20 protein-coding genes are annotated in these 23,723 nt (G+C 37.8%); 9 read left to right on the top strand and 11 right to left on the bottom strand.

Features of this window, described 5'->3' with window-relative positions; genetic code table 11:
* The first annotated feature begins 10 nt into the window (after nucleotides 1-10).
* On the top strand, nucleotides 11-2,185 hold the full coding sequence (locus RM706_RS05910) for an outer membrane protein assembly factor BamB family protein (RefSeq protein ID WP_311350105.1): 2,175 nt from the start codon (nucleotides 11-13) through the stop codon (nucleotides 2,183-2,185).
* On the opposite strand, the gene RM706_RS05905 is transcribed toward RM706_RS05910, so the two are convergent.
* Both RM706_RS05905 and RM706_RS05900 read right to left on the bottom strand, forming a co-directional pair.
* Nucleotides 2,182-3,222, bottom strand: coding sequence for an aldo/keto reductase (locus RM706_RS05905; RefSeq protein ID WP_311350104.1), 1,041 nt, complete (start codon nucleotides 3,220-3,222; stop codon nucleotides 2,182-2,184). The genes RM706_RS05910 and RM706_RS05905 overlap by 4 nt on opposite strands.
* A 68-nt stretch (nucleotides 3,223-3,290) precedes the next feature.
* The gene (locus tag RM706_RS05900) at nucleotides 3,291-4,049 is read right to left on the bottom strand and encodes an exodeoxyribonuclease III (RefSeq protein ID WP_311350103.1); all 759 of its coding nucleotides are present in this window, start codon (nucleotides 4,047-4,049) and stop codon (nucleotides 3,291-3,293) included.
* A gap of 53 nt (nucleotides 4,050-4,102) precedes the next feature.
* On the opposite strand from RM706_RS05900, the gene RM706_RS05895 reads away from it, so the two are divergent.
* The 4 genes from RM706_RS05895 (at nucleotide 4,103) to RM706_RS05880 (ending at nucleotide 8,168) form a co-directional block, all read left to right on the top strand.
* Nucleotides 4,103-6,157 (top strand): TonB-dependent receptor family protein, encoded by a 2,055-nt coding sequence (locus tag RM706_RS05895; protein WP_311350102.1) that lies wholly within the window; start codon nucleotides 4,103-4,105, stop codon nucleotides 6,155-6,157.
* Between the two features lie 62 nt (nucleotides 6,158-6,219).
* The gene (locus RM706_RS05890; protein WP_311350101.1) at nucleotides 6,220-6,792 is read left to right on the top strand and encodes a sugar O-acetyltransferase; all 573 of its coding nucleotides are present in this window, start codon (nucleotides 6,220-6,222) and stop codon (nucleotides 6,790-6,792) included.
* 2 nt (nucleotides 6,793-6,794) lie between these two features.
* Nucleotides 6,795-7,136 carry a VOC family protein gene (locus RM706_RS05885; protein WP_311350100.1) on the top strand — a complete coding sequence of 114 codons (342 nt, stop codon included), beginning with the start codon at nucleotides 6,795-6,797 and terminating at the stop codon, nucleotides 7,134-7,136.
* Nucleotides 7,137-7,181: 45 nt separating this feature from the next.
* Nucleotides 7,182-8,168 (top strand): nucleoside hydrolase, encoded by a 987-nt coding sequence (locus tag RM706_RS05880; protein WP_311350099.1) that lies wholly within the window; start codon nucleotides 7,182-7,184, stop codon nucleotides 8,166-8,168.
* A 152-nt stretch (nucleotides 8,169-8,320) separates the two neighbouring features.
* On the opposite strand, the gene katG is transcribed toward RM706_RS05880, so the two are convergent.
* A complete protein-coding gene (gene katG, locus RM706_RS05875) occupies nucleotides 8,321-10,516 on the bottom strand; it encodes a catalase/peroxidase HPI (RefSeq protein WP_311350098.1) in 2,196 nt (731 codons plus the stop codon).
* 177 nt (nucleotides 10,517-10,693) lie between these two features.
* Between katG and RM706_RS05870 the strand changes: the two genes are divergently transcribed.
* A complete protein-coding gene (locus RM706_RS05870) occupies nucleotides 10,694-11,533 on the top strand; it encodes a hypothetical protein (protein ID WP_311350097.1) in 840 nt (279 codons plus the stop codon).
* 7 nt (nucleotides 11,534-11,540) lie between these two features.
* Here the strand turns inward: RM706_RS05870 and RM706_RS05865 are convergent, their stop codons facing one another.
* Both RM706_RS05865 and RM706_RS05860 read right to left on the bottom strand, forming a co-directional pair.
* Entirely contained in the window at nucleotides 11,541-13,082 is a 1,542-nt protein-coding gene (locus tag RM706_RS05865; protein ID WP_311350096.1) for a glycine--tRNA ligase, read from the bottom strand.
* 38 nt (nucleotides 13,083-13,120) lie between these two features.
* The gene (locus tag RM706_RS05860; RefSeq protein ID WP_311350095.1) at nucleotides 13,121-14,017 is read right to left on the bottom strand and encodes a DUF8428 domain-containing protein; all 897 of its coding nucleotides are present in this window, start codon (nucleotides 14,015-14,017) and stop codon (nucleotides 13,121-13,123) included.
* Between the two features lie 76 nt (nucleotides 14,018-14,093).
* Between RM706_RS05860 and RM706_RS05855 the strand changes: the two genes are divergently transcribed.
* Nucleotides 14,094-14,759, top strand: coding sequence for a ComF family protein (locus tag RM706_RS05855; protein ID WP_311350094.1), 666 nt, complete (start codon nucleotides 14,094-14,096; stop codon nucleotides 14,757-14,759).
* Nucleotides 14,760-14,813: 54 nt separating this feature from the next.
* Entirely contained in the window at nucleotides 14,814-16,433 is a 1,620-nt protein-coding gene (locus RM706_RS05850) for an Ig-like domain-containing domain (protein WP_311350093.1), read from the top strand.
* On the opposite strand, the gene RM706_RS05845 is transcribed toward RM706_RS05850, so the two are convergent.
* From RM706_RS05845 to RM706_RS05825, 5 genes are all read right to left on the bottom strand, one after another.
* Nucleotides 16,420-17,193, bottom strand: coding sequence for an amidohydrolase (locus RM706_RS05845; protein ID WP_311350092.1), 774 nt, complete (start codon nucleotides 17,191-17,193; stop codon nucleotides 16,420-16,422). The genes RM706_RS05850 and RM706_RS05845 overlap by 14 nt on opposite strands.
* Nucleotides 17,194-17,198: 5 nt before the next feature.
* Nucleotides 17,199-17,822, bottom strand: coding sequence for an NUDIX hydrolase (locus RM706_RS05840; protein ID WP_311350091.1), 624 nt, complete (start codon nucleotides 17,820-17,822; stop codon nucleotides 17,199-17,201).
* Between the two features lie 5 nt (nucleotides 17,823-17,827).
* On the bottom strand, nucleotides 17,828-18,307 hold the full coding sequence (locus RM706_RS05835; protein WP_311350090.1) for an ankyrin repeat domain-containing protein: 480 nt from the start codon (nucleotides 18,305-18,307) through the stop codon (nucleotides 17,828-17,830).
* A gap of 35 nt (nucleotides 18,308-18,342) precedes the next feature.
* Nucleotides 18,343-19,704: a DUF5689 domain-containing protein gene (locus RM706_RS05830; protein WP_311350089.1), complete on the bottom strand. Its 1,362-nt coding sequence runs from the start codon at nucleotides 19,702-19,704 to the stop codon at nucleotides 18,343-18,345.
* A 127-nt stretch (nucleotides 19,705-19,831) separates the two neighbouring features.
* Nucleotides 19,832-20,803, bottom strand: coding sequence for a YheT family hydrolase (locus tag RM706_RS05825; protein WP_311350088.1), 972 nt, complete (start codon nucleotides 20,801-20,803; stop codon nucleotides 19,832-19,834).
* Between the two features lie 208 nt (nucleotides 20,804-21,011).
* Here RM706_RS05825 and RM706_RS05820 point away from each other — a divergent pair, with 208 nt between their 5' ends.
* Nucleotides 21,012-22,667 (top strand): FAD-dependent oxidoreductase, encoded by a 1,656-nt coding sequence (locus RM706_RS05820; RefSeq protein ID WP_311350087.1) that lies wholly within the window; start codon nucleotides 21,012-21,014, stop codon nucleotides 22,665-22,667.
* 1 nt (nucleotide 22,668) lies between these two features.
* Here the strand turns inward: RM706_RS05820 and RM706_RS05815 are convergent, their stop codons facing one another.
* Nucleotides 22,669-23,643: an NAD(P)H-dependent flavin oxidoreductase gene (locus tag RM706_RS05815; RefSeq protein ID WP_311350086.1), complete on the bottom strand. Its 975-nt coding sequence runs from the start codon at nucleotides 23,641-23,643 to the stop codon at nucleotides 22,669-22,671.
* Nucleotides 23,644-23,723 lie beyond the last annotated feature (80 nt).

Raw genomic sequence — 23,723 nt, 5'->3', positions numbered from 1 at the left:
TCTGCCAATCATGAAAAGAATCAATCTATTTCTAATTCTTGGAACACTTTTTTTACCAATATCTTGCAAAAAAGAAAAACCTGATATAATCATCTCGGAAAGTGAGCACACCACTTGGAGCGATTATTTAGGGGACTCAGGCAGATCGCACTTTAGCACACTTGAGCAAATTGATACAGTTAATGTAACAAACCTAGAGCTTGCATGGAGCTTTAAAAGTGGCGGGCTTGAGGAAGGAAGAACGACCCAAATACAAACTAATCCAATAATAATACGGAATACTCTTTTTGGTGTCAATGCGGCAATAGAGCTGTTTGCTGTTAATGCTGCCACTGGAAAGCAGCTATGGAAATTTGAACCGCCAATAAAAGACAATTCTGGTCTAGGTTTAAATCGCGGATTAAGTTTTTGGCAATCCAATTCAGAGGAGTCAAGCAGAGTATTCTTTTCTTCTGGAAGTAAGCTATTTGCAGTCAATATTGAAACCGGAAAGGCAATAGTCCCATTTGGAAGTAATGGAAGTATTGATTTAAGAGATGGTCTTGGCCGTGATCCAGAAAGACTATCCGTAGTGGCAAATACACCCGGAGCTATCTACCAAAATACTTTGGTAATGGGTACTAGAGTTGGTGAAGGCCCTGGTTCTTCCCCAGGACATATTCGAGCTTATAACGTATTAACTGGCGAAATTCTTTGGACATTCCATACCATTCCACAACCAGGGGAATTTGGCTACGAGTCTTGGCCCGAAGGTGCATACAAAACTGTAGGCGGTGCCAATAGTTGGGCTGGTATTGCCATGGATCAAGAAAGGGGAATTGCCTACATCCCAACAGGTTCTGCTGCTTTTGATTGGTATGGGGGAGATCGACATGGTGAAAATTTATTTGCTAATTCACTTTTAGCTTTGGATGCAAAAACTGGAGAACGTATTTGGCATTTTCAAATGGTACATCATGATATGTGGGACAGAGATTTACCGGCACCTCCCAATCTTTTTGAAATGAATCGGTATGGTGAAAAGATTCCTGCTGTGGCACAGGTAACTAAAAGTGGACATGTCTTTATCTTTAATCGTTTAACCGGCGAACCCTTATTCCCTATTGAGGAAAAAGAATACCCTAGTTCAGTATTGCAAGGGGAACAGGCACATCCCACACAACCGCTACCAACAAAACCACTACCATTTGCAAAACAACTTTTGAACAAAGCCGATTTATACGCACCAAACCAACCAGCCTTTGTAGATGATTTTGTGGATAAAGACCAAAATATTAATCCCCCAACAGTTTTAGATAAATTCAAACAAATTACCTCAAAAGGACAGTTTATTCCCATTGATACAACCGGTGTTCTATTATATCCAGGAGCCGATGGCGGTGCAGAATGGGGCGGTGCCGCAATGAATCCGAATAAAGGTATCATGTATGTAAACTCTAATGAAATGGCATGGATAGTGCGTATGAAAAAAGTTGGAGGAGAAACTGGAGAAACATCAAATTTTGGTGAATCACTTGCCCAAATTCATTGTGCGCGTTGCCACGGTGGAAAATTGCAAGGTCTTGGAGCAATACCCGAATTGCAAAACGTAAAAAAACGTTTTCCCATTGATTCTATTCAGAATATTATACAAAACGGAAAGGGAGCTATGCCCGGTATGCCCAATCTATCCGATTCGGAAATAAATGGTATCGCTAATTATATTTCTGGAATAGCAGAAGAAACTGACCATCGTGTTGAAGAAAGTGCTGTAAAAGTACCTTACGCAGTAGCTGGGTTTGGTCGCTTCAAAGATGACAGGGGTTTTCCAGTAATGAATCCACCTTGGGGTACCCTTAACGCTATTGATTTAAATACTGGGGAATATATATGGAAAGTCCCTTTAGGTAATGAAGAAACATTGAATGATCCAAATTATCCTGTTTCCGGAACAGAAAATTATGGTGGTCCTGTAATTACCGCAGGTGGCGTTCTATTTATTGCAGCCACTAAAGATGAAAAGTTTCGCGCCTATAATATGCGGTCAGGTAGCCTTTTATGGGAAACCAATTTACCTGCGGGAGGTTATGCAACCCCAGCAACTTATCAAATTGATGGTAAGCAATACATCGTTATCGCCTGCGGCGGTGGTAAAATGGGAACTAAATCGGGTGATGAATATCGCGCGTACGCTTTACCTGATTAAGGTGCCGGATTAGGAATCTCATTATGAATTGCTTCAATACCTTCTAAAACCTCAGTAGATAAATCCACATTGATACTATCAATATTTTCTTTTAACTGCTCCATTGTAGTAGCACCAATAATATTACTTGTTACAAAAGCTCGGGTATTAACAAACGCCAATGACATTTGTGTTAAAGAAAGCCCATGTTCAGTGGCCAAGTCAAAATACCTTTGCGTAGCTTCTACAGATTTTTCATTACTATAACGATTATAATTAGGAAATAAGGTAACCCTTCCCTTCCGAGGTTTTTTTCCGCCTAAATACTTTCCGCTTAATACCCCAAAACCTATAGGAGAATAAGGTATTAGCCCTATTTTTTCACGTATTGAAATTTCAGAAAGCCCTACTTCAAACAATCGGTTTAAAAGATTATACGGATTTTGAATGGTCAACATTCGTGGCAAACCTTGATGTACTTTAGCTTCCTCTAAAAATCGCATTACTCCCCACGGATTTTCATTGGAGAGCCCTACCTGTCTAATCTTTCCTTCTTGCACCAAATCGCGAAGTGTCTCCAAAACCTGGTGAATATTATCTTCCCAAAAATCTGGCGCATCTGGATTAAAGCCTCTCTGGCCAAAAAAATTAGTGTTTCGTTCAGGCCAATGTAGTTGATATAGGTCTATATAATCAGTTTGTAATCGTTTTAAACTTCCTTCCACTGCAGTAATCAATGATTCTTTGCTAAAACCTGTAGTTCTGATAAACTTGGTATAATCACCAGTGCCAGCAATTTTAGATGCTAAAACTATTTTATCACGATTACCCGTTTTCTTAAACCAATTGCCAATAATTTCTTCTGTTACAGCGTAAAGCTCTTTTTTTGCAGGAATTGGGTATAACTCAGCAGTGTCAAAAAAGTTGACTCCTTGTTCTAATGCATAATCCATTTGTTCATGGCCTTCATCTTCAGAATTCTGACGACCCCATGTCATGGTTCCTAAACATATTTTACTGACTCTAATATCGGTATTGGGCAAACGGGTGTATTTCATATTCAAAAAAGTCTAAAAAATGCAAAATTACTAGAATACTCTTGAGATAGATGTTAAGTTTTTGTGATTTATTCCACTTCCAATAAAATAGGACAATGATCGCTATGCCTTGCCTCAGTAAGAATCACGGAACGTTTCAACCTATCTTTTAAAGAATCATTAACCATTCCATAATCCAATCGCCAGCCCTTGTTATTAGCTCGAGAATTTGCACGATAACTCCACCAGGTATAGTTATGGGGTTCTGGGTTAAAATGGCGGAAACTGTCTATAAAACCACTTTTCATAAAGTTGCCGATCCATTCACGTTCAACGGGTAAAAACCCTGAAACATTTTTATTGCGAACGGGGTCATGGATATCAATGGCTTCATGACAAATATTATAATCACCACAGACAATTAAATTCTCTCTTTCTTTACGAAGTTCGTCTGCATATTTTTGAAAATCGGCCATATACTTCAATTTAAACTCTAATCGGTCCATATTGGAGCCAGACGGTAAATACATACTCATCACAGAAATATCGCCAAAATCAGCTCTAATATTTCTGCCCTCAAAATCCATATAAGCTATTCCAGTTCCATATTCTATATGATCAGGCTCTTCTTTACAAAGCAGGGCAACACCGCTATATCCCTTTTTTTGAGCACTAAACCAATAATGATGGTATCCAGCAGCTTCAAACAAGGCAAAATCTACTTGTTCTTTCATCGCTTTGGTTTCTTGAAGACAAATCACATCTGGCCCTACAGATTGTAACCATTCCATGAAACCTTTATTAAGCGCAGCTCGAATACCATTGACATTATAAGAAGCTATTTTCATTTAATTTGTTTAAGGCTTAAAAATAGCTAATTTTAATGCTTACTATTTGCTTAATGAAACAAGTTTTTTTGATTGCACTTACTTGCTTTTATTCTCTTACCATATTTTGTCAAAATGATTCCATCACTTCTTTAGATGAAGTAATCTTGCTTCAAGAGTTTATTAAAAAGAAAGCTGTAGGTATTACGACGTCTTCTAGTGTAGAGATTACTGATCTCGAACAATATAGTCCTATCGATTTTGCTTCAGGGCTTAATGAAATTTCAGGACTTTATGTACTCTCAGGAGCCTTGAACACCAATCGAATAACTATACGTGGTGTCGGAGCTAGAACCCCATTTGGAACGGATAAACTTAGAATGTACTTCAATGGAATCCCTGTTACCAATGGCACTGGGGTTTCTACTATTGAAGCCTATGATTTTGAAAATATGGGACGCATTGAAGTGGTAAAAGGCCCAAAAGGCACTTCATTGGGAGCAAATTTGGGTGGAGTAATTTTATTGAACACCAAACCCCCCGAGGTTGGCAGTACCTTTCTAAATAACACCTTTACAATTGGGTCGTTCGATTTAATTAAAGACAACTTATCCTTTAGACATTCCGAAAAAAACTTTAATCTCAATCTAAGTTATAACCACCTACAAACGAATGGATTTCGCCAAAACAATAGTTTCGACCGAAATGGGTTTTTGTTGACATCTTCCGTTAAAATATATCCAAAAGGAAAATTGGACTTTTTGGTAAATTATATTGATTATACAGCTGGAATCCCTAGCTCCATAAATCAAACCGATTTTAGTGAAGACCCCCGTAGAGCTGCAGCAAATTGGTTGGCCGCTAGAGGATTTGAGACAAATAAATACACCCTGACTGGGTTATCACATAGTCATTTTTTCAATTCAAATCTGAAAACTACCAACAGTATTTTTTATACCTATCTTGACCATTACGAGCCAAGACCTTTTAATATTTTAGATGAGTTTACCAACGGATTTGGGTTTCGTTCATTGACAGAAGGCAAGTTTTTCAATGGTAGTTTTACGATTGGAGGAGAGTTGTATAGAGACGAATACAATTGGCAGACTTTTATTAACCAGTTTCGTGATAATGATGGTAATGGAAGCCTACAAGGAGCGCAATTGAGTGATAACAATGAATTTCGTTCTCAGCTGAACCTTTTTGGAACCTACACTTACCAACTATCACCAAAGTTTACCTTGCAAGCCGGATTGGCATTTAATCAGACAAAATTTGATTTCAGGGACTCATTCAATGAAGGTGAAGAAAACACTTCAGCGCGACGAGATTTTGACCCTATTGTTTTACCAAGTTTAGGTTTGGAATATCGCATTAAAAAAGGACAGTTATATGCCAACATCGGGCGTGGATTTTCGAATCCTGGATTGGAAGAAACACTAACTCCTGATGGAGTTATCAACCCTTATATTGAGCAAGAAAAGGGTGTTAATTATGAATTTGGGGGGCGGTTTTTGCTTTTTAAAAATACGTTGAACCTTAGTATGGCGGCTTATCAAATGAATATTACCGACCTGTTAGTGGCACAGCGAATAGATGAAGATCAATTTATCGGTCGTAATGCAGGAGAAACCAAACACCAAGGAATCGAACTTGATCTTAGGTACAGACAAAAAATAGCTGAAAAATGGATGTTGATTCCACGTTTAAGCTATAGTTATAGCAATCATAGTTTTGTAGATTTTGTAGATGGTGAAAATGATTTTTCTGGTAATGATTTGGCAGGTGTTCCAAGGCATCGTATAAACTCGGGAATCGCTTTACGGAAAGGTAAAGCGTTTGTTTTTAACCTAACGCACCAATTTGTGGATAACATCCTCTTGAATGATGCCAATACCCTGAGTAGCGAAGCATTTACTATTTTTAACCTTTCAACACGGTACAACACTTCTATCTCAAACAACCTAAAACTTGGTATTAATTTTGGTTTGAACAATCTCTTTAATACCAACTATGCGCAATCTGTTTTAATAAACGCCGTTGGTTTTGGAGGTGCTGAACCGCGTTATTTTTATCCTGGTAACGCTAGAAATTATTTTGCCGGGCTACGTTTGAATTATATTTTTTAAATTTTCTACAAAACCCATAACCCAATTCCATTATCTTTAAAAGGAGTTAAGCTAAAATGGTTATGACAGAAAAAGAAAGAATGCTCAATGGAGAGCCTTATAACTCTAGGGACCCAGAGCTCTTGACCCAATACCATAAGGCTAGAGCGCTATTAAAAGCATATAATAACTTGGATTCTACCAAACTTCAAGAACGTTCAAACCTTCTAGAAAGTCTTTTGGGAAAACTGGATAATGGGGTTTGGATTGAAGCCCCTTTTTTCTGTGACTATGGGGAACATATTTCTATCGGGGAAAACACCTTTGTAAATGCCAACTGTATGTTTATTGACAATAATAAAATAACTATCGGCAGGAACGGTTTAATAGCTCCTAATGTCCAAATTTATACCGCAGAGCATCCATTAAAAGCTTCAGAACGCATTATAGAAACTGATGGGCAAACTAAATATTTGACCTCAGCAAAACCTGTGAAAATTGGAGACAATGTTTGGATCGGCGGTAATTCTGTTATCTTTCCCGGGGTAACTATTGGTGATAATGTAACCATTGGGGCAGGAAGTGTGGTGACCAAATCCATTCCTAACAATGTGTTGGCTTATGGTAATCCCTGTAAAATCCAAAAACAGCTATAAGTATGAGCAATACACCTATTAATTATATCGAATTCAAATCTACTGACCTCAAAGCAACAAAAACATTTTATTCTAGTGTTTTCGGTTGGTCTTTTACGGATTTTGGTGATGGATATGCAGCCTTTTCAGATAGTGGTGTCGAAGGTGGTTTTGAATTGACCCGTGAACCAATCGTAAATGGGGTTTTGGTAGTATTACATCATATGAATCTTGAAAGTATTAAAGAAAAAGTGATTGAAGCTGGCGGAAAAATTTCTGTAGCTATTTTCTCCTTCCCTGGTGGAAGTCGTTTTCAATTTCTAGACCCCTCTGGAAATGAATTGGCCATTTGGTGTGAAACCTAACATAAGGCAAGTAGCTTATTTATTAACCAAATTAACTTAGAAGTCATGAAAAAAAAGTCATTGCTTTTCATATTCTTAATGATTTTTAGTACTACAGGATTCTCTCAGGTTCAAATCATTTTTGATACCGATTTTGGAGGAGATGCAGACGATTTGGGAGCCTTAGCTATGCTAAACCATTTTCAGAACAAAGGTGAAATTGACTTACTGTCGGTCATGTGTTGGAATGTTGAAAAACACGCCGTAAGTGCTATTGACGCCGTAAACACCTTTTATGGAAATCCATACATTCCTATTGGGTTAAGGGATGGTGAAGAGCACGAAACCGCATGGAACCATTCTAAAACTTTAGTTGATAATTTACCATATGATGCTACCAAACTAAATGTTCCAGAAGCAACCCGATTATATAGAAAACTTTTAAGCGAAAGTGAAAATAATAGTGTTATAATCGTTGCTGTTGGCCCTTTAATGAATATCAAAAGACTAATTGAATCTAAAGCTGACCAATATTCTGATTTAGATGGCAGTAAACTGATTCATTCAAAGGTGAAGGAGTTTGTAATTATGGGAGGCAACTTTCCTGTTAGTAAAGATGAATGGAATTTTAATGGAGACATGCCAGGTGTTACCAAATTTGTTTTAGAACATATAGGTTTACCCATAACTTTTTCAGGAGCAGAACTAGGTTCAGCAATTAAAACCGGGGAAGTTTTCAATGAATTGCCAAAAGATTCACCTCTTTATCTAGGGTTTTATCACTTTGGCAAATATGCACCTTGGATGAAACATCAATTCAAAGGGAAGATTTTTGACAACGCTACGTTTGACCAAACCGCAGTTTTATATGCCATCAGAAACGGGGTCGGCAAATACTGGCATAAAGTAACTGACGGCATTTGTGTATCAGATGGAAAAGGCGGAAATACCTGGGAGCCCAGGATAAATTCCAACCACTCCTATTTAGTTTTAGATATGCCCATTCCAGAAATAGAAAAAGAACTCGAAGCTTTTATGCTCGGCAAATTCTGACCCATGAAAAACACTTATGCATTATTTATATCGCTTGTATTATAAGTAAATACGAATGGTTCAGAAAGTCTATCAAATACTATTACATTGAAATAAAAAAGCATCCTAACCGAAATCAGGATGCTTTCTCTTTCATAGCAATTTTGAAATGATTATTCCAAATCAAAACGATCAAGGTTCATTACTTTGGTCCATGCCGCAACAAAATCTGCTACGAATTTCTCCTTGGCATCATCTGTTCCGTAAACCTCAGCAATAGCTCTTAGTTCTGAGTTAGATCCAAAAATAAGATCAGCACGAGTACCAGTAAATTCAACTTTTCCTGTTATCCTATGGCTTCCTTCAAAATATCTATCATCTTCCGATGTCGCTTTCCAAGTATAGGTCATATCCAATAGATTTGTAAAGAAATCATTGGTCAAACTTCCAAGGTTATCTGTAAATACACCATGCTTAGAACCATCATAATTAGCTCCTAGTACCCTAAGACCACCCACTAAAACTGTCATTTCAGGAACGGTCAAGGTCAATAAGTTTGCTTTATCTACCAATAAGTCTTCAGCAGCAACTTGTAAATCTGATTTCATATAATTTCTAAATCCGTCAGCTAGGGGCTCTAAATAGTTAAAAGACTCCACATCCGTTTGTTCTTGACTTGCATCTCCACGACCTTGCGTGAAAGGTACCTCAACAGTATGACCTGCTTTCTTAGCAGCCTCTTCAACACCCACATTACCAGCTAGAACAATTAAATCAGCTATGGAAACCTCGCCATTAAACTCGCTTTGAATTCCTTCAAGGACAGCTAAAACTTTATTCAGTTCTGCTGGATTGTTTACCTCCCAGTTTCGCTGTGGTTCTACGCGTATGCGACCTCCATTAGCACCACCGCGCTTGTCCGAGCCTCTGAATGTGGCAGCTGAAGCCCAAGCCGTACTTACCATTTGCGATACGGTCAAGCCTGAAGCCGCTATCATATTTTTCAATGAAGTGATATCAGAATCACTTAAATTGTACGTCACCTTAGGAATCGGGTCTTGCCATAACAATTCTTCTCTAGGTACTTCAGGACCTAAATAACGGTCTATAGGACCCATATCTCTATGCGTTAATTTATACCATGCGCGAGCAAAGGCATCTTCAAATGCTTTATGGTCTTCATGAAAACGCTTTGAAATTTCTAAATACGCTGGATCAGTTTTTAAAGCAATATCTGCCGTGGTCATCATTAATGCCTGCATACCATTTCCACCTGCTGATGGAGCCATTCTGGCTTTTGATTCTGCAGTTGGTGTCCATTGATGGGCTCCTGCCGGACTTTTGGTCAATTCCCAATCATAGTTCAACAAAACGTCAAAGTAATCAGCGTCCCATTGTGTTGGATTTGGTGTCCAAGCACCTTCAATACCACTAGTAATGGTATCTTCTAAAACACCACTCTTATATGAATTTTTCCAACCAGTACTCATTTCTTCAATAGATGCGCCATGTGGTTCAGCACCAACATATTGGTTAGGGTCTGCAGCACCATGTGCTTTACCAAAAGTATGTCCTCCAGCTACCAAGGCTACGGTTTCTTCATCGTTCATGGCCATACGCCCAAATGTTTCCCGAACATCTTTGGCAGAACCCATTGGATCAGGATTGCCATTTGGTCCTTCCGGATTCACATAAATCCATCCCATCATTACTGCACCTAAATGACCTTCTAGCTCTCCGTCTTCATAACGCGCTTCATTGGCGCCCCATTCAGTCTCACTACCCCAGTATACATCTTGTTCCGGCTCCCAAATATCTTCCCTTCCACCAGCAAATCCGTAGGTAGGAAAACCCATGGACTCCAAGGCGCAATTACCTGCTAAAATCATCAAATCTGCCCAAGAAATTTTACGTCCATACTTCTTTTTTATGGGCCAAAGAAGAAGTCTTGCTTTATCTAAATTTCCATTATCTGGCCAACTATTGATAGGTGCAAATCGTTGATTGCCTCCGCCTGCTCCACCTCGGCCGTCACCAACTCGGTAGGTACCCGCACTATGCCATGCCATACGGATCATAAAGCCTCCATAATGTCCATAATCGGCAGGCCACCAGTCTTGTGAATTGGTCATTAAATCGGTCACCTCTTTTTTCAAGGCTGCGAAATCAATGCTGTTGAATTCTTTTGCATAATCAAAATCTTCACCCATAGGGTTAGAAGCCTCTGAATGCTGACGCAAAATATTCAATTTTAGTTCATTGGGCCACCAGTCACGGTTTTTAACCCCTTGGCCGCCCGTCTTTTTAGTGGTTCCAGCAAAAAAGGGACATTTGCTAATATCTCCATTGCCATTGTGTGGATCGCTCATACTATTTAGATTTTTGTTTTGTGTACTTTTTAAGATGTTTAAAAGTAATGCTCTTCTTTCTGAATTGGAGGTCACTTTTATTTTTTTGCGTTATGTTAACATTGATGATACCTATAGTACATCTTATAAGAATTGTTTTTAGCTATCTTAGAGGTCTTTAATAACCTTCAATAAAATATGTGCCTAAAAACCATCATCTCCCTTTTTCTTTTTACATGTACCACAAATACGATAGCACAAGATAAGTCTAACATAGCTGCGAAGTTTCAACTAGATAAAGATTTACTGTTGGTTCATTACGATTGCAAAACCGATGTGGATGATTTGCACTCAGCTGCGGCATTCGTCACCATGCTATCAAAACCTAAATACCTCGACCTAAACTATTTTGCAGTTGGGGGCACTTATGGGATGCAAAATGGATTATACGTTCCGCCCAACTCTCTATTTGATTTGGCTTTTGGAAAGCGGTGGGTCGATGCGCATAACGCTTATGACAAAGCTTTGAAAACGGTAACACTATTATCTGTAAAGGCCCTGAGTTTAAATGGAAATATTTGGATCGCCGAAGGAGGACAATCAGATTTCACATTTGATATCATCAAAACCCTTCGAAAAGCAATTCCAAATCTAGATACCAAGCGCATACATGTAATACAACACAGCGATTGGAATGAAGAAGTAACCACCCCCGAAAAACTAGATTTTATAAAATCAGCCGCAACCTATCACAAAATACCGGACGGTAATTCTACCCAAAACGGCACTCCCGGTTTTCGTTCTGAAGAAGTTTTTCCGTGGGCAAAAAACATCAAAGACAAACATTTGGCCAAAGTTTGGGAACTTGCTATACAACTAGGAAACCAATACAACGGGCTGGAGAATCGTTATTTAAACAAGGCCATTGAAAAAGGAGGCTTGGATTTTTCAGATTTCGCAGAAGTATGTTGGATTCTTGGTTTGGAAAAGTTAGAAGATACTAAAGCCTATTTCGAGTTTATTGCTGAAAAAGATTGAAGTACGCTTAAATTCGCTTCAACCACTCGCGCATATCTACTTCCTTGGCAATAATACTTTTTACTTCTGTTAGCTTTACACGTTGCTGTTCCATAGTATCTCGATGACGAATGGTCACTGTTTCGTCTTCCACGGTTTGATGGTCAACAGTAATACAGAATGGAGTTCCGTTAGCATCTTGGCGTCGGTAACGTCGACCTACCGCATCTTTTTCGTCATAAGCAACATTGAAATCCCATTTTAAATCATCAACTAATTTTTTTGCAATCTCAGGCAATCCGTCTCGTTTTAACAGGGGTAAAATCGCTGCTTTAGTGGGAGCCAAAACCGCCGGTAATTTTAACACCGTTCTCGTAGTGTTATTATCCAGTTCCTCTTCTTGTAATGAATTGCTGAATACGGCCAAGAACATACGGTCTAAACCAATGGAGGTTTCTAGCACGTATGGCACATAGCTTTTATTTTCTTCTGGGTCAAAATACTGGAGCTTTTTGCCAGAGTATTCTTCATGCTGACTTAAATCAAAATCGGTTCTTGAGTGAATCCCTTCCAGCTCCTTAAATCCAAAAGGAAACTTGAATTCAATATCCGCAGCAGCATCCGCATAATGTGCTAATTTTTCATGGTCATGAAAACGGTAATTGTCCTCACCCATTCCAAGAGATAAGTGCCATTTCATCCGCTTCTCTTTCCACTGTTCATACCACTCTTGTTGGGTCCCTGGCTTGATAAAGAACTGCATTTCCATCTGTTCAAACTCACGCATTCTAAAAATAAACTGTCTTGCTACAATCTCATTACGAAAGGCTTTTCCTGTTTGGGCAATCCCGAACGGAATTTTCATTCTTCCTGTTTTCTGAACATTTAAGAAGTTTACGAAAATACCTTGTGCTGTTTCTGGGCGCAAGTATAAATCCATTGCCGAATCTGCCGAAGCCCCGAGCTTCGTTCCAAACATGAGATTAAATTGTTTCACTTCGGTCCAATTTCTAGAACCTGAAAGTGGGCAAGCAATCTCAAGCTCCTCAATTAAGGCTTTGACGTCAGCTAAATCTTCATTTTGAAGAGATTTACCAAGTCGCTTTAGGATACTATTAGCCTTGGTTTGATAATCTACGACGCGACCATTGGTTTTTAAAAACTGCTTCTTATCAAAACTATCTCCAAAACGCTTGGCGGCCTTTTTGACTTCTTTATCAATCTTTGCTTCTATTTTGGCAACATAATCTTCAACCAAAACATCAGCGCGGTAACGTTTTTTAGAATCTTTATTATCAATCAAAGGGTCGTTGAAAGCATCAACATGACCAGAGGCTTTCCAAGTAGTAGGGTGCATAAAAATAGCGGAGTCTAATCCAACAATATTTTCATTAAGCTGCACCATGGCCTGCCACCAGTATTCTCGAATATTTTTTTTGAGCTCAACACCATTTTGGGCATAGTCATAAACTGCGCTTAACCCATCATAAATCTCACTGCTTTGAAATACATAGCCATATTCTTTAGCATGAGAAATTACTTTCTTAAAAATGTCTTCTTGATTTGCCATTGCGCAAAAATAGTACAATGACTAAAAAGAGCGAAGTTTTATTTTAATTGAAATTCTGATGAAGATAGCAGGCGTTCATCTTCAAAAACATTTAAGGTGTATATCCCTGGTTCCAACGAACCTTCAGGTACGGTTATGGCATCGCAGACACTAATCTCTTTTCCTAGATAGATAACTTCTGTTCTTTTGCTATAGGTATTACCACTAACATTGACCAAATTGGCATTGTCTTCGATTACCTTCATATCAGGGTTTAAAAACTGAAGATAGACAACTTTTACATCGCCTTCATCGCTGGCATTTGCCAAAATGGTTACACAACCGCGTAATTTTTCAATAGTAGATGCTTTATTTGTTTTTAAAGGTCTACCGGCACGCAAACGAAATCCGCTGCCTTCGGCATTTTCCATTTTAAGGTAGCTCTTCACTTTTAACTCTTTAGCTAATTCTTGGTTCTTTCTGCGTACCAATGCCTCAGCTTCTTGCAATGAACTTGTTTTACCTCGTAATTCTTGAATCTCACGCCGCGTGCGTTCGTATCGTTCTGTTAAAAGACCATTGTTATACCGTAAAAAATTATTCTTAAGCTTTAAACTGTCAAACTTCGCTTCTAAGATGCGAAGTGTTTTTTGGCTTTCACGGAGTTTTGCAATATTAAAATTTAACCTCCCTACAGAATCTAATAAGCTTTGAACTGCAAACTTTGAATCGCGCAATTCAATTTCATTAATCTCATTTTCACCAGAAAGTCTATCGACCTCGGCTTTCATCAAAGTCATATCTTTTACCAATAGTCTTTTCTCATCCTCTAGATAACTCATTTGATTCTGAGATTGGGCATAACTGTAATAGAAAGCTATAAGCAACGCAATTATTACCGCTACCAAGGCCGCCAGAATTATTTTGTAGTTGAAAGTGGTATCTTGAGACTCCATTTAAGGTGAATAGTAGGTATAAGGTATGTTTGGTATTAGGGCTTCAAAGATAATAAACGATATTAACTCCATACTATTGCCACCCATCTGTTTTGGATGTAATGCGCAATTAATCAGGGGAGAACACGTATTGTGTACCGTTTGTCGACACGATTTACCGATAACCGATTATAATTTCACTGATGAAAACGAAATTGACCGTATTTTCTATGGCCGCGTGCTCATTAAAAAGGCTGCAGCCTTCCTTTTTTTCTCTAAAACTGGTATTGTAAAAAACCTGTTGCATTATTTAAAGTATAAAAATCAAGAAGTAATTGGGGATTTTCTTGGTAATTGGTATGGGGAATTATTAGCGGGTCAAAGTCGTTTAGACCATATTGATCTGGTTATTCCTGTTCCATTGCACCACAAAAAATTAAAAAAACGAGGCTACAATCAGGTGACCAAATTTGGGAGACAGCTTGCAAATCATTTCAATGCTGATTTTGTAACCAATCTACTAATAAAAACTGCCAATACCAAGACCCAAACTAAAAAGAGTCGACTTAATCGTTGGCAAGCCAATCAAAATCTCTATCAAATTACTGACACCGAATCGTTCAAAGGCAAAAGAATACTCTTGGTTGACGACGTTATTACAACCGGAGCTACCATAGAAATGTGTGCCGTTGCCCTACATCAAATTGAGGGCATTGAACTTTACGTAGCAACTATGGCTATGGTACCTAAAGTCATGAATTAACTTTTTGTATCGTTCAATTAATTGTTTCTTTGTTTAAGAATCTGCTATTAGCTTATGTTTTTATTGAAAAGGATATTAAGTTTTTCTTTCTTTTTATTAGCAATTTTCGCGTTTTGGCAATGTGCAAAAAGAGGAACTCCGACTGGAGGTCCAAAAGATATCACCCCACCTGTTTTGCTCCGCACGGAACCTGAAAATTTGAGCATCAACTTTGATGAACAGACCATACGATTGTATTTTGATGAGTTCATCAAGTTACAAGATGTTCAAAACCAACTCATTGTATCTCCTCCATTAAAATATATTCCAGAAATAAAACCGCTTGCCGGGGCAAGCAAGTATATTGAAATTACTATTAAAGATACGTTACGCGAAAACACTACCTATACTATTAATTTTGGTCAAAGCATTGTAGATAATAACGAAGGGAATCCCAATAGCTTTTTAAGTTATGTGTTCTCTACAGGCGATTATATTGATTCACTTACACTTTCTGGTGCAGTAAAAGATGCGTACAACAGAACTGCAGAACAGTTTGTTAGTGTGATGCTTTATGAAATTGATAGTGCCTACAATGATTCTACTATTTACAATAATGTTCCAAATTACATCACCAATACTTTAGATAGTTTACCATTTTTTCAGCTTAAAAATCTAAAGGCTGGAAAGTATTCTTTAGTGGGTATGACCGATAAAGCGAAAAACAACTTGTTTGACCAACGTACAGACAAAATAGGCTTTTTAACTGATACGATTACTATACCTACGGACTCCGTGTATTTGCTCAATCTTTTTATGGAAGAGCCTGACTATAGTGCTTCTGTCCCCAGTTATGTCGCGAAAAACCGAATTTTATTTGGATACAACGGAGATGAAGAAATTCCACAAATAAGTGCTTTAACACAACTGCCCGATTCGGTAAAAACCAAAATCTTAAAAGAAGAGGAAAAAGACACTTTAAACTACTGGCTTTCCCCAACAGATTTAGATTCCATCATTTTTACGGTCACCAATGAAAAACTTGGGCTTATTGATACTTTCACCGTTAAAACCAGAAAATTAGGATTGGATAGCTTGAAGCTTAATCCAAGCCATTCGCGCTCCTTTGGTTTTGAGGATAAGTTCTTCATTAAAGCAAATACCCCCTTGATAAAATTAGATACTACTTTAATACAAATATTGGATAAAGATTCTGTTCAAACGCCTTACAACGCCTCTATTGATACTATAAAGAACAAAATCGATATTGATTTTGAAGTAGTTGACAACCATGGGTATACCTTATCACTATTACCAGGAGCTATTGAAGACTTTTTTCAGGAACAGAATGACACCTTATTCTACCGTCTTAGTACAGGAAGTTATGCGGATTATGGCGATTTGACCTTGAATTTATCGGGTGAAGTAAATTATCCTGTTATTGTTCAATTAACAACTGACAATGGGGATGTGATACAGGAAAAGTACGCAGAACAACCTCAAATTTTTGAATTCAATTATCTTGAGCCCAAAGAATACAGCTTTCGTATCATTTTTGATGAGAATGCCAATGGAAAATGGGATACTGGGAGTTACTTAGAAAAAATACAACCAGAAGTAGTAAAGTACTATCCTGATTTTGTAAATGTACGAGCTTTTTCGACCTATAATGAAACCTTTATCATAACAAACTAAAGGAATCTCTATCATTTAAAAACTTTAGTTTATTTCTATTTGTCGTTATGTGTTCTTTAGACAAGGAGGCATAAAGAATTTCTTCTTTTTCAGAGTAGGCCAATTGTTCCCCCAAAACATCATAAACCGCAGAATGTCCAACATATTGGTGGCCCAACCCATCTAAACCAACTCGATTTACACCAATACAGTAGCTCATATTTTCAATTGCCCTAGCTTTTAAAAGTGCATCCCACGCATTGATTCTAGGCCTAGGCCAATTAGCTACATAAATCAAAATATCATATGCCTCAACATTACGGGCCCAAACAGGAAATCTTAAGTCATAGCATATCAAAGGGCATATTTTGAAGCCTTTACAATCAATAATTAATTTTTCAGTTCCAGCTTGATATACTTTATGTTCGCCAGCTAAAGTGAACGTATGCTTTTTATCGTACTTTTCATATTCTCCGCTGGGGCGAACAAAAAATGAACGATTATAATTCTTTCCGTTTTCTTGAAAAACCAAACTCCCTGTAATCGCAGTATTTTTTTCTCTTGCAGTATGTTGCATCCATTCAAGGGTTTTCAACCCTTCTAATTTATCAATGTCCTTTGGATTCATAGTAAAACCAGTGGTAAACATTTCTGGCAGAATGATCAAATCAACCTCTTCAGAAATCTGGGAGATTTTAGCATCAAATAGCGCACGATTTGCTTCTGGGTTTTCCCAATGCAAATGCGATTGTACAAGTGCTATATTTAAGTTTTTGGTCATTCTCTTTAATCTACGTAGACTTCTTGAATATCCTGTTTTACCAAATGAAACAGATGCTTTAATTGGCTCTCTAAGATTCGTTCTTCTGAAAGTTCGGGCAAAGTGTCCAACGCAAAATATCCTGCCCCTTTCATATCAAAACCGGGCTGTAATTCTCCGCTTATAGCCCTACAAAAGAACATTAGTTTATAGATATAGTAAGGCTCTGCAGGATGTTTATGTCGTTGCTTATCGTAAATAGCAATCAGTCTAACCACTTCGGCATCTATACCTGTCTCTTCTTTGATTTCTTTAAGAACCACTTCTTTAGGCGTATTACCAATATCGGCCCAACCCCCCGGTATCGTCCATTTATTATCAACACTTTCTTGCGCCATTAAAATCTCATCTTTCTCATTTATCACCAATCCGCGCACATCAACTTTTGGAGTCGGGTAATCTAATTGAGGAAGAAAAAAACTATCTAATTTGGAAAAAGATTCGTTAGCCAGGTGTGCAAGCAGTTTTAAACTAATATCCTTTAATTCTTCATAGCGTTCAATATCATAGGGAACATCAGAGTATACTAAACCCGTATCAGCAATAGCTTTTAATCTTTTAATGGCATTTAATTGTTCTTCTAGGGTCATAAATCTTAGGCGTATTTTTCTAACAGTTCAATGAGCAACGTAGCTTCTTGCATTTTAGCATGATCTAAGGCAGTGTGCCCTCTTGCGTCTTTAGCCTTATTATCTGCTCCATGTTGTAACAACAATTCAGCGATTTCTAGACGATTGAATGTTGCCGCATAAATTAGACAAGTAGCTCCCATTGAATTAACATGGTTTACATTAGCCCCAGCGCCAATTAAATTTTTGGCAATATCTGTGTATCCCTTGAAACAAACTCCCATTAGCGCTGTATTTCCTGATCCATCTTTAGCATCTACTTTTACTCCGTTTTGCAATAGAAAATCTGCTATTTCGGCATATTCATAGTAGGTTGCCAAAATTAAAGGTGTTGAGCCTCGTGAATCTAAACTATTCGCTAAATCAGGATTTTTAGCAACTAATTCCTTAACTTTTTCGAGCTCACCATTTCGAATTTCGCTAAAAAATAATTCTTTGTTTTCCATAGGTTTTTAAAGAATTTGAAGGTATAAAAAACTAATCAATCTCTTACCCCCGGTGTAAAATCTTCTGGTGCGTTCTGAGGTTCGTTTATCGTACTTGAATCTCCGGAATCATTAAAAATTATCCATTCAGAGAATGTATAATTATTATTTGCTTGTACAATGTTGGAATTACGTACTGCCCTACCATCTTCAAATTCGTGATTGGTGCCAGAGCCATCTTCGCCTACCACACCAAAAATATCAATCACTGTTCCAAAAGGATCGACCAACTCTAAATTGTCATCACCGTTGGAATCGGCAGGACTATTGGTTCCCACACCCAAATCTGGGGCAAAACCATAAACCAATTCAAACTCCTCAACATTTGGGGAAATTACCAAGGTGCTTTCTGCTTCTATTGTAAAATTACTTAAATCTATAGTCGAACTAACATCTGTATTTGCATTGGTATATCTGCGAAGGGTCCAACCATTTAAATTTAATGGTGCTGAAGCCGAGTTGTACAGTTCTACAAATCGGGCTCCTGCATTGTTATTAGGGTCAGCGAGTTCAGATATGAATACTGAAGTAGATGTAAACGTTGTTATAGTTTCTTCACATCGTTCTTGGAAAAAATCAATATCATTTAAATCACGAATGGCCAAAAAATAATCATCATTCTCTCTCAATAATACTCCTGTGATACTACCATTACCTTCAGGGAGTAGTTCTTCCTGAAAATCTGAAAAACCACTGTTCAACATTATAATCTCATTTTCGCTGCAGTCGACCAAGGTTCTTTCAGTTTCTTCTAATTCCAAGGCATACATTTGCCCTAAATCTTCCTCCACCAACTCAACATTTTCTATCTGTACCAAGGTATTTGTAAAATTAGGTGCTAGATTTTCGATAGCTACTGTGGTTGGCGTAACAGCGGCTATTTCATCACAGGACAAGAAAATATGTTCTGGTATTTGAAGGGCTGGTAACCGCCCAACCGAAACCGTTCCAAAGCCCGCAAATGTACCTCCAAGTTTAAAAACATCTCTGCTTTGACCTAAATACAAACCTTTAAGTTTTATAAGTACCTTACTTCCAGGTTCAAATAATAAATACGATTGTCTTAAATCTATTTCAATTTGAAAACCTTCTGTTGGATTGGTAATCGCATCTTGAAAATGTAGAACACTAAAAAAATTACCTGCTCTATCTGAAGAAACTACATAACCCTCTATTATCAAATCATCTTGAATTTGAAGCAATTCACCTTGGTAAAGGGCTTTAACTTGTGCGAATGTTCCATTCGCCTGAAGGTTTTCTTCGCAACTGCTTTGAGGTGCATCAAACTCACTAGATTTTACACAAGAAGCACAAAAGAAAATAATAGCCAATAAAGGCAAGTAAAAATTTTTAAACATTTTAAGTTAATGGTAGTGTAAATGTAAGAAATGTATTTACTCGATAATCGAGATTTAAAATACTCGGACGCTTACGTAAAAATCAATGTCCATTTTCTTTTTAATGCCTCGTGGGCTTGCCCCGAGGTTATTTACCTATAAGTGGGTCATTAAAAAACTGTAATGCTCGTTCTTCGGCATAACTGGTATTCTGTTTTCCCCAAAAACCCACATGTCCCCCAAAATCAGGAACCTCTAAATAAACATTTGAATTAGTTTCCGCCTGCTCATAAGGGTAACAATCGTCCCCTAGAAAAGAATCGTTCTTTGCATTCAAAATCAAGCTTGGCAACCCAACCTTCCCCAGAAATTGGTCGCAACTACATTTTTCATAATAATCCAAAGCATCTTTAAACCCGTGGGCTCTGCTTGTATAGATATCATCAAAATCTTTTAGGGTACCTATTGATGCAATCTCTGTACTCAAAATATTATTAGGAAATCGTTGTTGTTTTTGCCTCAGCTTGGCCAATAAGTGTTTCTTAAATCGAGCAGAATACAATACATTTTTAGAATTTAATAATTCATCGCAGGCACTTTTTAAACTACAAGGCACCGAAACCCCAACCGCAGCTTTTACCTGATGAGGAATTTCATTACCCTCACCCAAATATTTTAAAATTAGATTTCCACCTAGGCTAAAACCAAGCAAATATATCTCTTGATATTTTTTTGTGCTCAAAATATGGTCAATCACACTGATTAAGTCTTCCGTGGCCCCTGAATGATAAGAACGGTATAATTTGTTAGGTTCTCCACTGCATCCTCTTAGGTTTATGGCACAAGTATCGAACCTATTTTGGGTCAACTTTTTTGCACTGCCCGTAATATAATGCCGTTGCGCATCGCCTTCTAGACCGTGAACCAAAATGACTACTTTATTTGAAGGAAGGCTACTCTCACTCCAATCTAAATCCAAAAAATCACCATCATATAGGTTAATTCGTTCTCGATGCTGCACTAGACCTCTGATTTTTCGAAAAACACCAGAATAGATAGTAGAAAAATGCCCGTTTCTAAATGGGAAAGGAGGTCTGTAATTTGAAGGTACTAAAGGCATTTTTTGATTCAGTATTGACCGTTAAAAGTACTTAAATCTTTGATAATTATTAATTACTTAAAATGCAGAGATAAACTTTATTGTACTTTTATTAAGATGGAATCAAACTACTAAAAATATATTCATTTTTTGAGTTAAAGAAAGCCCTGAAATACAAATGCAGAAAGTGTAAAATCATGATTACAAAATAGTTATAAATACGACTAAGATGAAGGACCCAAGATTTCCGGAATTATCACAACGACAAATAGCAGTTTTAAAGAACTATGGCGCAATTGAAAATTATACCGAAGAGCAGCGTATTTTTAGCTTGGGGGACCTACGATATGATTTTTTTGTGGTTCTTGCCGGTACAGTCTCAATAGAAGACCCCTACAATGATAACAACGTCATTGTAGTTCATGGAAAAAATGAATTTACAGGCGATAGCGGAATGTTATCAAACCGTGGTGCACAATTTCATGCGATAACTAAAGGAAAAACTTCAATTATCAGAATAACTCCAAAAAAACTTAAAGAGGCTATTTCACAGCATAGTGATATAAGCGACATACTTTTAAATGCTTTTCTATTGCGTCAAGAAACAGTATTAAATGAATTTACGGGTGGAATAAAATTGGTTGGCTCTGGAAATTCAAAAGAAACCTATGCCATCAGAGATTTTATGGATAAAAACCATATTTGGTACAATTTTTTAGATGTTGAAGTTTCAGACTCTGCTTTAGACCTTTTAAAGAATTTTGATTTATCTAAAAGCGACCTTCCCATATTGATAACCAGTGAGGCAAAAGTTTGTAACAATCCTTCTTTGGAAGAGGTTGCACGTTACTCGGGAGTTTTAATGGATTTTGAAGATAAAGTGTTTGATCTATTGGTTATTGGTGCTGGCCCAGCAGGTTTGGCCGCCAGTGTTTATGGAGCTTCTGAGGGGTTGAGTGTAGTCACCATAGATAGCAAAGCTCCTGGTGGACAAGCCGGTAAAAGTTCAAAAATTGAAAATTATCTTGGTTTTCCTACTGGAATCTCAGGTAGTGATTTAGCTAATAAGGCCTATGTTCAAGCACAAAAATTTGGTTGTAATATTTCTATTCCGCATAAAGCAGAACGTATTGAACATACAGGAAGCCATTTCATCCTTTATGCTACCAATGGAAAAACCATAAAAACCAAATCGATTATGGCAGCCACCGGAGCCAATTATAGACAATTACCTATCGATAATCTTGAAAAATTTGAAGGTAGTGGAGTATACTATTCTGCAACAGGTATGAATGCTTCGGCTTGTAAAGATGAATTAATAGGTGTCGTCGGTGGCGGAAATTCAGCTGGTCAAGCGGCACTCTTTTTAGCAGAACACGCCAAAGAAGTTCATATAATACTAAGAAGTGGAGATTTAGGCTCAAAGATGAGTGATTATTTGGTACAGCGCATTGAGGCCGCTGAGAATATTTTTGTTCATCTTCATACTCAGGTTACAGCATTGCATGGACAACATTATTTAGAATCAGTAGTGCTTGAAAATAATAATGGAGAAAACGAGGCAAAGAATATTACCAATCTTTTCACCTTTATCGGAGCAAGACCTTGTACAGAGTGGTTACAAGATTTGGTGGTTACTGATGAGAGAGGATTCATTTGTACAGGTTTAGGAATACAAGAAGAAAAGCTTTATCAATGTGAAATTTTCAGAAATAGAAAACCGCAATCTTTAGAAACAAGTATTCCTGGTTTTTTTGCTGTTGGCGATGTTAGAAAAGGATCCGTTAAACGAGTTGCTTCAGCCGTTGGCGAAGGTTCCATGGCTATTAGTCAAGTACATCAATTTTTGACAGAATTAAAGAATTCAAATCCCGTTAAAACATAAACTATTTGGGGTACTTCTCCAGCAACTTATACTGACCTTCAATGGCAGCTTTAAACTCTGATTTAAGATTTCCTATTAAATCAGCTACTGGTAAGGTATTCTCAATCGTGGTTACGCCTTGCCCTGCAGACCAAATGGTTTTCCAAGCTTTGGCTTCCGTATCCAGTTCTTTGCCAAAATCAATTTTAGTGTCTTTTTTTAAATCTTCTTCAGTAATACCTGCTGCCTTTAAACTTGCGCCTAAAAAATTGGCATGTACGCCTGAAATCGCCGCGGTGTAGGTCACATCACTTGCTCCAGCTGCAATAATCATGTCTTTATACTCTTGAGGTGCTTTGCTCTCATCTGCATTGATAAAACGTGTGCCCATATACGCTAAATCCGCACCCATTTGCATAGCTGAAGCTATATCTTGCCCTGTAGAAATACAACCGGAAAGCAGAATAGTTTTATGAAAGAATTTCTTTACCTCTGCTACTAAACTCATCGGATTTATAGTACCTGCATGGCCCCCGGCGCCAGCGGCCACCAAAATTAATCCGTCAACACCAGCACCCGCGGCCTTTTCGGCATGGCGTTTTTTAATCACATCGTGAAAAACCAAACCTCCATAACTATGGATAGCATCAATCACCATGGAAACGGCACCCAGTGAGGTAATCACCAAAGGTACCTTATGCTTCATACACAATTTTACATCAGCCTCTAAACGTGGATTGGTCGGGTGCACAATTAAATTCACCCCAAAAGGAGCTACTTTTTTGCCTGTTTCTTCTTCCCATTTTTGAAGCTCGGTCTTAATCTCAATAAGCCATTCTTCAAACCCTTCGCTGGTCCGTTGGTTCAATGCGGGAAACGTGCCAACAATACCGTTTTTACAACATTCAATAACCAATCTTGGACCTGAAATTAAAAACATAGGTGCCGCAACGGCAGGTAATGAAAGGTCATTGATGAAAGATGCTTTTTGGCTCATAACATTAATCTTAAGTAATTGATAAATCTACCACATTTTTAGTATGGTCTTCAAATCTATGCTATTTTTGGTAACTATTA

Origin of the sequence: Croceitalea rosinachiae (assembly GCF_031846445.1) — a bacterium.
GTDB lineage: Bacteria > Bacteroidota > Bacteroidia > Flavobacteriales > Flavobacteriaceae > Croceitalea > Croceitalea rosinachiae.
Note: the sequence above shows the minus strand (reverse complement) of the source record. Positions and strands in the feature narration are given on the sequence as shown.